This window comes from Candidatus Hydrogenedentota bacterium, from assembly GCA_035416745.1.
Classification (GTDB): domain Bacteria; phylum Hydrogenedentota; class Hydrogenedentia; order Hydrogenedentales; family SLHB01; genus UBA2224.
The window spans coordinates 39,276-53,321 of the sequence record DAOLNV010000034.1 but is presented as its reverse complement, the minus strand read 5'-3'; the positions used below and the strand labels follow the sequence as shown (position 1 = coordinate 53,321).

General features: G+C 61.0%; 13 protein-coding genes. 8 read left to right on the top strand and 5 right to left on the bottom strand.

What is annotated here, in order from left to right; genetic code table 11:
* The 4 genes from PLJ71_12015 to PLJ71_12000 all read left to right on the top strand — a co-directional run.
* On the top strand, window positions 1-1,634 hold a 1,634-nt coding region (locus PLJ71_12015; GenBank protein HQM49403.1), incomplete at its 5' end, for an MFS transporter.
* A 117-nt stretch (window positions 1,635-1,751) separates the two neighbouring features.
* Window positions 1,752-1,895, top strand: a complete 144-nt coding sequence (locus tag PLJ71_12010) for a hypothetical protein (protein HQM49402.1) — start codon at window positions 1,752-1,754, stop codon at window positions 1,893-1,895.
* 211 nt (window positions 1,896-2,106) lie between these two features.
* A complete protein-coding gene (locus PLJ71_12005) occupies window positions 2,107-2,946 on the top strand; it encodes a CPBP family intramembrane metalloprotease (protein ID HQM49401.1) in 840 nt (279 codons plus the stop codon).
* A 92-nt stretch (window positions 2,947-3,038) separates the two neighbouring features.
* Complete coding sequence (locus tag PLJ71_12000; GenBank protein HQM49400.1) at window positions 3,039-4,418, top strand: TldD/PmbA family protein; 1,380 nt, start codon at window positions 3,039-3,041, stop codon at window positions 4,416-4,418.
* Window positions 4,419-4,560: 142 nt separating this feature from the next.
* Here PLJ71_12000 and ytxJ read toward each other — a convergent pair whose 3' ends face one another.
* A complete protein-coding gene (gene ytxJ, locus PLJ71_11995) occupies window positions 4,561-4,905 on the bottom strand; it encodes a bacillithiol system redox-active protein YtxJ (GenBank protein HQM49399.1) in 345 nt (114 codons plus the stop codon).
* A 248-nt stretch (window positions 4,906-5,153) separates the two neighbouring features.
* Here ytxJ and PLJ71_11990 point away from each other — a divergent pair, with 248 nt between their 5' ends.
* Genes PLJ71_11990 through acpS form a run of 3 tightly spaced genes read left to right on the top strand, consistent with a single transcriptional unit; the run spans window position 5,154 to window position 7,648 of the window.
* On the top strand, window positions 5,154-5,930 hold the full coding sequence (locus PLJ71_11990) for an ABC transporter ATP-binding protein (protein HQM49398.1): 777 nt from the start codon (window positions 5,154-5,156) through the stop codon (window positions 5,928-5,930).
* Entirely contained in the window at window positions 5,927-7,228 is a 1,302-nt protein-coding gene (locus PLJ71_11985) for a hypothetical protein (GenBank protein ID HQM49397.1), read from the top strand. Before PLJ71_11990 ends, PLJ71_11985 begins: the two co-directional genes overlap by 4 nt.
* A 27-nt stretch (window positions 7,229-7,255) precedes the next feature.
* Window positions 7,256-7,648, top strand: coding sequence for a holo-ACP synthase (gene acpS / locus PLJ71_11980; GenBank protein HQM49396.1), 393 nt, complete (start codon window positions 7,256-7,258; stop codon window positions 7,646-7,648).
* 195 nt (window positions 7,649-7,843) lie between these two features.
* Here acpS and PLJ71_11975 read toward each other — a convergent pair whose 3' ends face one another.
* From PLJ71_11975 to PLJ71_11960, 4 genes are all read right to left on the bottom strand, one after another.
* Window positions 7,844-8,827, bottom strand: coding sequence for a Gfo/Idh/MocA family oxidoreductase (locus PLJ71_11975; protein ID HQM49395.1), 984 nt, complete (start codon window positions 8,825-8,827; stop codon window positions 7,844-7,846).
* Window positions 8,828-8,949: 122 nt separating this feature from the next.
* Window positions 8,950-9,732: a peptidylprolyl isomerase gene (locus PLJ71_11970; GenBank protein HQM49394.1), complete on the bottom strand. Its 783-nt coding sequence runs from the start codon at window positions 9,730-9,732 to the stop codon at window positions 8,950-8,952.
* An 88-nt stretch (window positions 9,733-9,820) separates the two neighbouring features.
* Window positions 9,821-10,891: a prephenate dehydratase gene (gene pheA, locus PLJ71_11965; GenBank protein HQM49393.1), complete on the bottom strand. Its 1,071-nt coding sequence runs from the start codon at window positions 10,889-10,891 to the stop codon at window positions 9,821-9,823.
* Entirely contained in the window at window positions 10,888-13,041 is a 2,154-nt protein-coding gene (locus tag PLJ71_11960) for a 3'-5' exonuclease (protein ID HQM49392.1), read from the bottom strand. The genes pheA and PLJ71_11960 overlap by 4 nt, the downstream gene beginning before the upstream one ends.
* Before the next feature lie 139 nt (window positions 13,042-13,180).
* Here PLJ71_11960 and PLJ71_11955 point away from each other — a divergent pair.
* Window positions 13,181-14,046 (top strand): type II secretion system protein (locus tag PLJ71_11955; protein HQM49391.1); only part of this gene is annotated, 866 nt, incomplete at its 3' end.

Below are 14,046 nucleotides of genomic sequence, written 5' to 3'. Positions count from 1 at the left end.
CACAGGGAACACGAAGCTCGAATCCTCCGATTTGGGCAGTAGGGCCTTCCTTCCTTGCTTACCGCCTGACGAGTGCGTACTATATTTGCTTTCTGCATTGTTTCCGGGTGCAGAAGAATAGGCAGGCATTTTCCAGTACGTCAGCGTCGCACATGTTTCAATGGACTAAACCCAAACCCGAACTCGTTGAAGCCGATCTCGACAAGGCCGTGTCGCGTCTTGTCTACGACGGTATGTTCGGGCAGACCATGATGGTCTTGTCGACGGGTCCGTTCCTGGTGGCTTTCGCGCTGATCCTTGGCGGCAGTAACAAGGTGATCGGCGTGTTGGCGGCGGTCGGGCCTCTGTCGCAGATGCTCCAGATTCCCGCCATCTTCGTCGTCGAAGGCATCCGCATGCGCAAGGTCATCACGGTGGTCACGGCCACCGTGAGCCGCAGCTGCCTGTTTGCCATCGCCATGTTGCCGTGGTTTGCGCCCGAAGACTACCGCGTCCCCTTCTTCCTTCTGTTTCTGGCATGTCATTACGGTATCGGGGCGTTCGCGGGATGCGCCTTCGGCTCGTGGCTGCGTGACCTCGTCCCGGTCGAACGCATGGGGAAATTCTTCGCGCGGCGTCTGACGTACAGCACGGCCGCCGGAGCGGCTCTGAGCCTTCTCGGCGGCATGGCCGTCGACCTGTACCGGGAGCATTTCACCAACCCGGCCGGCGCGTATACGATAGTGTTCTCCATTGCGGGGGTTGCCGGATTGGTGTCGGTATTTTTCATGGGCAGCACGCCGGAACCGGCGATGCCCAAAGCCGAGCACGTGCCGCTCTGGGAATTGCTTGCCCGTCCGTTCCGAGACACCAATTTCCGCAATCTGCTAACCTTTCTGGCGTGCTGGGGCGCGGCAGTCAACTTCGCGACGCCTTTTTTCACCGTGTATATGCTTCGGCGCATTGGTCTCAACATGACCTGGGTGCTCTCGCTTTCGGTGGTCAGCCAGATTACGAACGTGCTGTTCTTCGGCGTGTGGAGAAGGCTTTCCGACCAGTTCACCAACAAGTCCGTGCTGGTGTTCTCGGTGCCTCTTTTTTTCATCAGCTTCCTTTTCTGGCCGTTTACGACGTTGCCCGATCGCTATATCCTGAGCATCCCGCTCTTGATCGCGATCCACGTGATCGCGGGCATGGCGACCGCCGGCGTAGCGCTTTGCGCTAACAACCTGGCCATGAAAACCGCGCCGTATGGCAACGGGGCATCGTATCTGGCCGTTAACGCCCTCGTGTCCGGCATCGCGGCGACCATCTCGCCGGTGCTGGCCGGTTTTGCCGCCGATTGGTTCGAGCCTTACGAGGTACAGCTCACGCTGTCGTTTAACGATTGGACCCAGGAATTCGCCGCATGGGAATTGCCTACCATTGATCTCAGAGGACTCGATTTCGTGTTTCTGATTGCATTTCTGATGGGTGTGTACTGCTTCCACCGTCTGTTGGCCGTGCGCGAGGAGGGCGAGGTCACTGAACAGGTGTTGCGCCAGGCCTTCGTTGGCGAGGTGGGGCGCATGGTGCGGCAGGTGTCATCGGTGGCGGGAATGCGTCAGATCGTGTCGTTCCCGTTCGCCTACCTGATAGGGCTCAAAAGGAAATAGACAGCCTTGCGAGTCCGGCAGCTGTTCTTACCAGCACCGTCTTGGCATTTTCCCCGGGTTGCGCTATCGTGGTGCTGGGAGCATGAGCGGATGCTTGCATCCGAGGAGGGACCTTGCATGGCGCGTATGACCAAAGTCCGGGCGCTGTTGGGGGTGGTATTTGCTATCATAATCCTGGTGGTGTTTGCGGCCTTCGCGGCCAAGGTCCTCGGCTGGAATATCCCCCTGCTTAACGATATCCCCGGCCCGGGCAACATGTGACCGCACAGCCCCCGGCAGGGTGATTTGAGGAGAGTTGGGCGCTATCCCCAAGCGGGCTGCCCCATAGCGGGGATGCGCGTTTCGGAGGGGGCCCTTATCGCCTTTTCTCATGGAACCTGACGGCCAGAACCTGCCGCCGGCGGATGCGGCTTCTCAAGCTGTGACGGCGTCGCCGGCGCCGTCCGCCCCCCGTCCCCCCGGATGGCCTTATATGACTTATCTTGAAGCCGTGTTGATGAGCGCGGCGCTCCTGCTGTTTCGTTTGGGTGCGGCTGTGTGTGTCGGCGTGTTCGTGGCGGAGGCCATCTCCGTCCTCAAACGGTCTCGGGGAGACTTCGTCCCCGAGGAACCAGACATCTTGATGTTGGTGAACGTGGCCGCGGTTTTCCCTCTTCTGGTGTGGGGATGGTGGCGGAGCGGGCAGAGGGTGCGCCAGGCTTTCGGACTTCGCGCTTTTCGGTGGGCGGCTATTCCCGCGCTCGTGCCTCTGGGAATCGGAGCGGCATTGATTGCGTCTGAACTGGATAATCTTCTCCGTCAGATGATTCCGTTGGAGGACGAATTCAGGGAGATATTCGAATCACTGATGTCTTCGCCCTTTTGGGCTTTCTTTGTTCTGGTCGTGAGCGTCCCGCTCACAGAGGAGGCCCTGTTTCGCGGGGTCGTGCTTCGCGGATTGCTGCGCCGTCACGGGCCCTGGGCCTCGAGTTTCGCCAGCGCGCTTCTGTTCGGCCTTGTTCATGTCTATCCTGCGCAGATTATGCCGGCGTTTTTGTTAGGGTTGTTGCTGGCGGGGATTCATCTGCGAACGGGTTCGTTATGGCCCTGTGTGTGGATGCATGCCGTAATCAATGCGCTATTCCTGGTGGCACACCTATTAGTTCCTTATGAGATCCAGGGCCTGACGACACCGCCGGAGGCGGGCGTGTTCCAGCCGTTGTGGCTGGATGCGTTCGCGGCTGTCCTGTTCGCGGCGGGCGCCGCGGTGTTCTTCCGGGTCACGCGGGGCGCTTCGTCTCTGAAGGCGCCGCTCCACGGATGCACGCCGTGACTGCCGCCGAGGTTGCGATGTGCTTCCCGCATTGAGGATACTGCCACGCATCTCCGCCGCGACGATTACGGCGAAGAGAGAAAGGTAATGGCGTGATTGATCTTGAAAAACATGCCGAGGCGATCCTCGAGGCAACCCTGCGAAACGGCGGGCAATTGGCCGAAATCTTTCTGGAAGAGACCGTTCGCACATCCATCTCTTTCGAGAATGACAAGGTCGAGAAGGTGATCACGGGCGCCGACGCCGGCGCGGGCATCCGCCATCTCAACGGCGACCGGACGCTTTACGGGCATACCAACGATCTTTCCGAGCAAAGCCTGCTCGCGCTTGCGGGCGAGATCGCCGGCGGCGCGCACGACGCCAAGGCGGTCTATGATTTCGCGTTCGAGCCCAGACGGCTTGGCACGATCCCCAAACGGCCGCCGTCGGAGATTCCCACGCCTCGAAAACTTGAACTGATACGCGAGGCGAACGCGGCGGCCCGCGGCTACGACTCCCGCATCGTTCAGGTGGCCGTAACGTACGGCGATTCCCTGCGCCGCGTTGTCATTGTGAATTCCGACGGCTGTTTCGTCGAAGAGACCCGCCCTCAACTGCTCTTCTGGGTTCGGGTCGTGGCTCGCGACGGCGGCGTGGTGCAGACCGGATACGAGTCCGCGGGCGGCACGCTCGGGTTCGAACTGTTTGACGAAGTGGCCCCCGAAACCATTGCCCTGGGCGCGGCCAAACGGGCCTGTCTCATGCTCGAGGCGGAGCCTGCGCCCACGGGCCGCATGCCCGTGGTCCTCAGCAGTGAGGCCGGCGGCACCATGGTCCACGAGGCCGTCGGACACGGCCTCGAAGCCGACCACATCGACAAAGGCGTCTCGAAGTACTGCGGGCGGCTCAACGAACAGATTGCGGCGCCGGGGGTGAGCGTCGTGGACGACGGCACGCTTCCCGGCAAACGCGGGTCCGCCTGCGTCGACGACGAAGGCACTCCTACGGGCCGCACCGTGTTGATCGACAAAGGCACGCTCGTCCGCTTCATCAATGACCGTAAGACCGCCGCGAAGATGGGGATGACGCCGACGGGCAACGGGCGGCGCCAATCCTACCAGCACAAACCCATTCCGCGCATGACCAATACGATGATCGTCTCTGGCGATGCCGAGCCCGCCGCGATCCTTTCCCAAACCGAAAAGGGCCTCTTCGTCAAGAAGATGGGGGGCGGACAGGTCAACCCCCTCAACGGAGATTACGTGTTCGAGGTCAGCGAAGGTTATCTCATCCGCAACGGAAAGGCCGAAACGCCCGTCCGCGGGGCGACGCTCATCGGAAACGGCCCGGATACCCTGATGAACATCGAGGCTGTCGGAAACGACCTCGGGTTCGCCATCGGAACCTGCGGCAAAGACGGTCAGGGCGCACCGGTCAGCGACGCCCAGCCGACCCTCCGGATCAGCGAACTCACCATTGGCGGCACGCAGTAGTCCTCCCGAAACCGCACGATTCCGGCCGCCCCTTCCGTCCGGGGCTGGCACGGGGCGGATGAACACTGGTTAGCGCACGTCGAGCATGCGGCGCGTCGGGCATGCCTCCGGATGCCGATTCGCCCCCCGCATAGGCCTGTAGTCACGGCGCAGCGGATTCAAACGCTTCCTGCATCCGCTCGCCGCGCACCCCATGATGCGACGCCGACCACACCGCGGCCCGGTCTTTGACGAGAATCACCTGGGGCGACTGATGCTGTACGCCGAGGTCTTCCGCGATCCGGTTCGAAACCGGCCGGCTCTCGATGACCTTGACCATGTAAACATCCGCCCCCTGCCCGGCGGTTTGCTTCTCATACTCCGTGACGCGGCTGTGCGCCGCGCCGGAAATCGGACACGACGTGCTGTGCTTGAACACAAAGACGGGTTTCTCAGCGGAAACATCCAGGCACGCCTGCCAGTCCTGCTGGCTTCTCAGTTCCTTCATACAATTTTCTCCCGGGTGCTGATGATTGCCTGCTTTGGCTATTGGTTAACATAACATGAAACGGGGCGGCAAGCATTCCGGGGGACAGCGACGTAACGGAGTCGCGCGGCCGGGACCACGCGACAGCACAGCACCGAGGGGGCTTGAAAGGGGTTATTCCGCGGCACAGGGCGAATTATAAGGCGGCCAAGGTGTATTATCTTAGTGGGAAAACGAAGGTGTTTCAGGAGTAGGGATGCGGTAGACCTATGATCGACGTAGTGAGCCTCACGCAGCATTACGGTATCCGGCCGGTGCTGAAGGACATCGACCTGCACATCAATCCGGGAGAACTGGCGGCCGTGATGGGGCCTAACGGCATGGGCAAAACCACGCTCCTGGCGGCTATCGCGGGCATTCTCTCGCCGCAGAAGGGGTATGTGGAGATCAACGGCCGGCGGCGGCGCCGCACCATGGAAGAAGAGGCCGCGATCCGCAAAGACGTCGCTTACTTGCCCGCCGACGCGTGGCTCCCGATGATGGCGGTCCGCGATTTCATCGTCACGGTCGGCAGGGTCTACGAGGTTGAAGACGAACGGCTGCTGGACCATACGGACCGCCTGCTGCACCTGTTCGACCTCGAGGGCGTTCAGGACGCTCCCATCGGCTCATGTTCGACGGGGCAGCAGAAGAAGGCCGCCTTGTGTTCGGCGCTGGTCACCGATGCGCCGGTCATGATTCTTGATGAGCCGTTTTCGGGCGGACTGGACCCCTCGGGCATTCTCGCGCTGAAGCGGGTCCTCCAGCGGCTGGCCCAGCGGCGGGATGTTACGGTGCTTATCGCGACGCCGGTCCCCGAGATCGTCGAAGAGATCGCGCACCGCATCGTCATTCTGGTAGACGGCCGCATCGCCGCCTTCGATACGCCGGACGGCCTGCGAAAACAGACGGGATGCATCGGGTCGCTGCAGGAGGTCCTCGAGCATATCGTCAACCCCGATACCGCCGCCAACATCGAGCGCTATTTCGAAGGGGAAGAACGATGAGAGCGTTCATTCGATGGTTTCGCAGGGGCGTTCCCGGCTTCTCAATGGCGCAGGTCTGCTTGGCGCTGTTTGCGAGCTCGCTGCTCTTCGCCCTTGCCGCGGAAGGGACGGACACGTTCCTGGCCACATATACGACATTGCCCCAGTACCACATAGCGCGCGTGACGGCGAGCGTGATGAAAGAATTCCTTCCCTTGTTTGCGTGCGGGATCGGCGGTTTTGTCATGCTGATATGGGCTTTTGCGCGCGCTCTGCGTTGTCACCCTCTCACGAACCGCAAGTATCTCGCATGGCTTCGCGCGACGCCGTGGCAGCCCGGCAAGCCGTTGCCGTTGGGTCCGATTGGGGTGTCAACGCAGGATTGTATCGTTCTGGCGGCCGTCTCGCTCTTGACCTATTTCTTCACGCCGCTGGATGTGTACATCGTTCCGATGATCTTTCTGACAGGATACTGCCTGGCCGCGCTGTGGATCCTGGTGCGGGCAGGAGACAGACCTTACACTTATGCGGCCGCCTTCGGTTTCGGCGTGCCTCTGGGTCTGCTGGCCTGGCCGTGGGCGTCGTGTGCGGCGCTGGTAGTCTTGTACGGCGTGGCCCACCGGGGACTCGAGCGCAGTCTGTACCGGTTCCCGTGGGAACCCGATGCGTATGCCATTACCCTGGGCGGAAAGTATTCAAGGCGGCGGGCGGAGCAGGTTTTGGAACAGGTATCGCCCAGGCTTGTCGAACTGGGAGACGTGGCTCTGAGCCATCTTGCGGACGATCTCGGTTGGCCCCTTAGAGCATTGCGCTTGCGCTGGCAGCGTCCGTGGTTCTCGCGTATCGATGCCGTGCTGCTGGCCCTGTTGCCGGGGTATTACATTGCCGTGGCCACTTTTGTACGATGGTCTTGCCTTCGCAATGATATGGGGGTCTCTGAGGGGAACTCTGCGGAATCCTTGGCAGGTAGCCTCTTTTGTTTGTTCATGATCGCGGCGATCATCCGTCTGATGAGGTACAGCAACGGATATGGGGCGCCGATCAGCTTGTTAGGCCGGCTGTTCACGGGCAGAATCATCATCCCCCAGTATGACGTTATCTTCGCGGCGCCTTTGGCTGCCCTCCTGGCGGGCTTTTGTATCGTAACCGAGATGGAGCGGCGCGGATTCGGTTCGGGTCCCAGTGCGGCAGTCAGCATTACCGTGTTCTTGTTGATCCTGCTCAACGGGGGGCCGTCTTTGAGCAAATGGCGTCTCACGGGCGCCTTCCGCATCAGTCACAGTGCGGTCACCAGAAAACCGGAGTACGTCAAGCTGTGACCAGCCAGTACGGGAGAAAACACTGACATGATCCTCGGCATCGGGACGGATATCGTGGACGTGGCGGAGATGGCGCGCCGCATCGAACGCGGCAGGGTCTTGCGGGTGTTCAGCGACGCCGAGCTTGCGTACGCCGACGAGAAGCCGAAGCGCCGGATGCAGACCCTCGCCGCGCGCTGGGCGGCCAAGGAGGCCTTCGCTAAAGCGCTTGGGACCGGCATCCGCGCGGAGTGGGATTTGGCGGAGCTCGAAGTAATCCGTGGCGAGGGCGGACAACCCGAGTTGCGGCTGGGCCCGTCCCTGCGCGGCCTGTTGCCCGACGGCGCGCGGGTCCATCTCACGTTGTCGCATACTAAGACCTATGCCCTCGCGGTGGTGCTGATCGAGAGGGCTCAGGGGCAAGGGACTGGAGAATTGTGAATCTCCCCGGCGGCGCCGACGGTGGCGCGGACCTTCACTGGACGACACGCGATTCGCCCCAAGGGGTATTTCTTCAGCGGAGTGTGGGTTTGTCAGGCCCCGGCGAATTCCCAGCCGGTTGGAAAACCGGCCCTCCGTTGCGGGACGGACCGGTCCAGTCACGCGGGGCGCGTGGCTCGCTTGGGCCGGTCCTTTTCAGGCGTTGGCAACCTTGACCGGGCAGCGCTCTTTTGCCGACAGGTGGATGGCGTCGATCACGGCCATGTTGGCAATAGCGTCTTCGGCGGGCCAACGGGTCGGCTGGCGGGTCCGGCATGCGTTGACGAAATCCTCGACCTCGAGCTGATACGTATCCGCGCCTGGCGTGTGTTCGCGTGTTTCCTGGTCGCCGTGGCGCAGAATGATGTCCGCCCGGTCTTCGCCAGGGAACCACGGACTGGGCAGGATGAGCGTTCCGCCGGTGCCTTCGATCACGGCCCGCATACGGACATGGGTCTCGAAACTGCACTCGAAATACGCGAGCAGTTTGTTGGGAAACTCGAGGCACGCGATCACGGTCTTATCGACGGCGCCCTGGCGAACAAACGCGCTGGCGCACACGGGTTCGCAGCGGGCCATCATGCGCGCGAAATTCACGCAGTAACACCCGACGTCCATCAACGCTCCGCCGGCCAATTCAGGCTTGAGACGGATATCGTTCGGGTCGTCGAGAGGAAACGAGAAGGTGCTCCGGATGGTGACAATATCGCCGACGGCGCCCTCGTCAATCAGCGCACGGACGCGGTCGTAGACGGGATGGTAGCGGTACATGAAGGCCTCGGCTACGGGCAGGTGCTTGCTCCTGGCCGCCTGGACGACTTTCCGGGCCTCGGCTGCGTTGGTCGTGAACGGCTTTTCGCACAATACAGGGAGACCGGCCTCGAGAGCCCTGATGGTCCATTCGGCATGCATGCTGTTGGGCAGCGGGTTGTAGATGGCGTCGACTTCGCCCGAGTGCAGCAACTCATCGTAGGAGCCGAACGCGCGGGGAATGCCGTTTTCCTTGGCCCACTCGATCGCGCGCGATTTGTCGCGGCTGGCGACGGCCTGCATACAACAGGCGTTGCTCATACCGATGCCCCGCATCACGCTCTTCCCGATTCGGGCAGTGCTCAGGATTCCCCAGCGCAGGCTTGACATGGCCTTACTCCTGTTAGAAGTCGTTCAAAACGACCGAATCAGTTGACCGAGACCCGAGATGAGACCATTCTACTACATAAGAAGGGCGGGACCAATCTCGAGATCCCGCCCGCACAAAATCACTATTTCGCGATGTAAGCCTCTTTGACGTAGTCCAGGTCAGGGAAACTGGATTTCAAGTACTCGTTACCCTTCTCCTGAATCATCATCTGGTTGGGCCGCTCGCCGTACTTGGGGGAGATCTTCTCGACGACGCTCATGCCCTCGATTACCTCTCCGAACGCCGAGAAGCCCTGTGGGTCCAGCTGGGCGGTGTTATCCGTCAGGTTGATGAACAGCTGCGTGCTGCGCGAGTTAGGCATCGGAGACTTGGCGAAGGTGAGGGTGCCTTTCTGGTTGCCTTTCTTGACGGGTTCGTCCTGGATGGTCGCATCACCCCACTGCCCCATGAGCGCGGGGTCGCCGTTGATCCCGAACTGGACCACGAACCCGGGCAGTACCCGGAAGAAGCGGGCTTCGTTGAAGAATCCCTGGACCACGAGGTTGTAAAAGCGGTCCACGCCAAAGGGCGCCCACTCCCGGTGGCATTCAACCACGAAATTACCGTTCGAGCATACGAACTGGACCTTGAAGGTCTCGGGGGCGGCCAGGGTGGCGTCCTGAGGTGATTTGCCTCCGTTATACCCATCGGGCAACGGCGCGCGCTCCAATAGAGCCGTGTTTGCGGCTTCGTGTTGGCTTTCCATATTTTCCTTTTCCTTTTCGGCCTCCGCCAGTTTGAGTTCGACTTTGCGCGCCGCATCCGCTCGTTGGGGGGTCATTCTATCGCGCTCACAGCCATTGACGATCACGATACAAGCCAGTCCCAACGCCGCGGCCAAACCTATCGACAGCACCTTCTTCACCGTGTTACCTCCCTGCCTGTTTTTCACCATGGCCCCGGAGCGGTCCGCCCCGACAGCGTGCCGCGTCCCGGCGTCCAGATTGTAAACGCTAATACACCAAATCGCCGCCCGGGAACGACCCGAGGACCTTGAGTTCCGTGCAATAATGCGACAATTCCTGCAGCGCCTTCTTCACATCGGGATCTTCGCAGTGGCCGTTCATGTCGATGAAGAACACGTAATCCCACGCTTTGCGCCGCGAGGGCCGTGACTCGATGCGAGTCAGATTGATTTTAGCTTCCCGCAACGGCGTCAGCAAATCGTACAACGCCCCCGGCCGATCCTTGATGTAGCACAGGATAGACGTCTTGTCGTTTCCGGTGGGTTTCGCCAACTGACGCCCAATGACGAAGAACCGCGTGAAGTTCGCCGAAGCGTCCTCGATTCCGCGGACGAGGATGTTGAGGTTGTAGGTTTCGGCGGCGAGATCGCTCGCGATAGCCGCCGCGCCGGGCTCGCCCGCGGCAACGCGCGCGGCCTCGGCCGTGCTCGAGGTCTCGACCAGCTTGGCCGTGGGAAGGTTGGCTTTGAGCCAGTTGCGGCACTGTATGAATGGCTGGGCTTTCGAATATACTTTGCTTATCTCTTCCAGCGGCGAATTCGACAGCAGGTTCTCAACGATGTGCAGCATGATTTCGTTCACGATTTTGACGTCTGAACTCAAGAAACGATCGAGCGTGTCGCTGATGCTGCCGCCCATCGATGTTTCAACTGGCACAACGCCGTAATCGACGCGGAATCGCTCGACTTCGGTGAAAATGTCGTCGACCGCCGCCACCGGGTGGTAGGTGGCATGGGTCCCGAAAATCCGCAGCGATGCCTTGTGGCTGAAGGTGTCGCGGGGTCCCAGAAACGCCACGTCCACGGGTTTTTCGAGCGCCCGGACCGCGCTGATGATCTCGCGGTAGATTGCCTTTACCGCAGCTTCAGCAAGCGGCCCCTTGTTTTCGCGCTGGAGCTTGTCGTACACGGCCCGCTCGCGCTCGGGCACGTAATACGCCGCGTTGTTGGCTCTCTTGATGTCGCCGATCGTCATGGCGCATTTGGCGCGTTCGTTGAGACACCGCAGAATCTCGGAATCCAGTTCGTCGATTCGCTTTCGCAATTCGTCCAGGCTCACCGTTTCTTCCTTTCGAGGATTTCCAGCGGCGCGACGCTTACCATGAACTCGCGCGTCCGGCCGCTCTGGAATCGTATATGCGCCCGCAGTTTTTTGCCCGTGCCCTTGGTGTACATTACCACGCCCGGACCGAACTGGGCATGCCGGACATGCGTTCCCATCTTGATTTCGTCCGGGTCCGCCGCCGGTTTCGCCGACGGCTTCGGCTCGCCGCCGCGCCCCTCAGCCTTCGCCGGTTCGACGCGCTCGAGCAAGTTTGAGGGGACCTCGCCCAGGAACCGCGAGGGCTCCCGCATCTCCCGCATGCCAAAGACGATGCGGGACCGCGCCAGTGACAGGGTAAGCCGGTCACGCGCACGGGTCATGGCAACGTAACACAGGCGCCGCTCTTCCTCCACCTCGGTTTCGGACTCGAGCGCACTCGCGTGCGGCAGCAGTCCTTCCTCCAAACCTATCAAGTAAACGTTGTCGAACTCAAGGCCTTTCGCGCTGTGGCAGGTCAGAAGTTTGATCGCGGGCGCATTGGGGTCGAGTTCGTCCACCTGGCTCGACAAGGCAAGTTCTTCGAGAAACTCCCGCAGTTCCCCGCGTTTTTCCTCGTCGAATCTGACGCATGCCGACACGAATTCCTCGACGATCTCGAGCCCAGTCCGAAAATCGCGTTCGTCGGACCGCTTCACATAATCCCGGTATTGAATCGCGCTCAGCAACGAATTGACCACCTCCGCAAGGGGCTTGGTCTTTGCCTGCAGGGCAAGGTCGTCGACAATATGCACAAAGCGGCTTGCTCCCTCGCGCGCCCGGAGCGACAGGGTCTGATCATGTTCGACCTCGCGCAAAATCTCGAAAAGGGGGCGGCCGCGCTCGGCGCCATACGCTTCGATAGTCTCCATGGCATGGTCGCCGATCCCGCGAGTGGGCACGTTCAGCACGCGCCGGACCGCCTGATCGTCAGCAGGGTTGACGATGATACGGAGATAGGCCAGGATATCCTTCACTTCTTTGCGCCCGTAGAAAGAGACGCCGCCGATGACCACGTAGGCCATACCGTTTCTCCGGAGCGCTTCCTCGATGAGCCGCGCTTGGGCGTTGGTTCGGAACAGGACGGCCGTGCCCTGCGGAGACAATTCACTTCCGGCGATGTCGTGCGCCACAAACCGGGCTTCGTCTTCGGCGTCCGTGGCTTCGTACACGCGCACCGGCTGCGTTTCCTTGCGCGTCGTCCGGAGTGTCTTGCCGAGACGCCCTACGTTGTTTAACACGACCGCGTTGGCCACGTTCAGGATGGTGCTGGTGCTACGATAGTTCTCCTCGAGGCGGTAGACCAGCGCGCCGGGAAAGTCGGATTCGAAATCAAGGATGTTTCGGATGCTCGCCCCGCGCCACGCGTAAATGCTCTGATCTTCGTCCCCTACGACAAACAAGTTGCCGTGATCCCGGACCAGTTCGCGGGCGATGACGTACTGCGCCCGGTTCGTATCCTGGTACTCGTCCACGTGCACGTACGCGAACCGTCTCCCGTAGCGCGCCCTGACCTCATCGTGCTCGCGGAACACCCGCGCGGACAGGACCAGCAGGTCGTCGAAATCGAGGCCATTGCTCTTCTCGAGCGCCCTGTGATAGCGGTCCCACAGCGCACGGCACGCCTCATCCTCCCCATCAACGGACGTGTCCTCGGGAGTTCTCAGGTCCTGTTTGCGCAGGCTGATCCACTGGAGCGCTTGCCGGGGGGATACCTGGACATACCGGGCTGGAAGCTCTTTTACAAGGCGCTTCATCAGAGTCAGCTGGTCGCCGTCGTCCATCACCGTAAACTGCCGGGAACGCCTCAGCATCCCAATCTCGCGGCGAAGCACGTACAAGCCGAAGGCATGAAACGTGCCCAGCCACGCTCCGACACGGCGCATCCCGAGCCGTTGCGCCAGCCTGCCGCGCATCTCGTCGGCGGCGCGGTTGGTGAATGTCATAGCTAACAGATGGCGCGGCTCCACACCGCACTCATCAACTAACCAGGCAAGGCGTTCGATAATGACGCGCGTTTTCCCAGTGCCGGCCCCGGCCAGGACCAGGGCAGGGCCCACTGGGTGTTTGACGGCCTCGCGCTGAGCCTCGTTAAGGGTTGCCATTTTGGATGTCATTGCATAATTCACAGCTTGCTCATTTCGGCTATATCCTTGATATATCGAGAGAACGGCCTCATTGATGGGGATATTATTTGACGATACCTCCATGCCATGTTATCATTTGAATAGGCAGTGCGCTGTGCATTGTAACAGGGAGGTGCGACCCATGTACACGGGCAAAGGCTGGGGCTTTACCCTGATCGAGCTTCTTGTCGTTATCGCGATTATAAGTATCCTTGCCGGCCTGCTGGCGGTGGGATTGCCCAGAGCGCTGGAACTGGCCAAGGTCCGCGATGTCGACACGGATTTCAACGCCATACGCAACGCGTTGTCCGTGTATGCCTCCGAGCATGGCGGGTATCCCCCCGCCTACGGCTACTACACCGGTTATGATACGGCGGGCGGCGCGCCGCTTATGTATCTCCAGCCATACCTCGCCCGGATCGGCCTGTTTGGAGTGACGGATTTGTATGACCGCTTTTCCGATACCAACGATGCCAACCGAAACGGCGCGGTGGACCGCCTCGAGTACACCCCGGCGGGAATACAGACCGGCCCCAACAGGTACCTGTTTGCGGAGGACCCGGCCAGCCCGGACTACGAGCCGCTGTACATTGGCGTCCCTCCCCTCGTGCCGTCCCAGGTGCAGGCGCCGTATATTTACCTTCCTGTGAACAAGCGCCAGGCCGACCAGTACGCAACGTGGTTCTTCAAGAAATGGAAGGCCACGGACATGGTCAAATACATGTACGCCATTGACGACGGCGCGGGCCCGGGCAACAACCCCATCGATGACTACAACATGTCTTTCCCCACACCGCAATATGACGATTATGTCTTGATCGGCGTCGGTCCGTGGGGGCAGACGGGAGGCATTACGGACAATGCGCCGCCCGTCGCCGACATCAAGCTGCAGTACCATATTGACGTGCTGAGGGCCTATGTGCTGGCCACGCGCGACGCCAATGAAAACGGCCAGCTCGACTTCGATTTTCAAGCCCGCAAACAGGGGGAAGGTACGCGTGGGGCCTA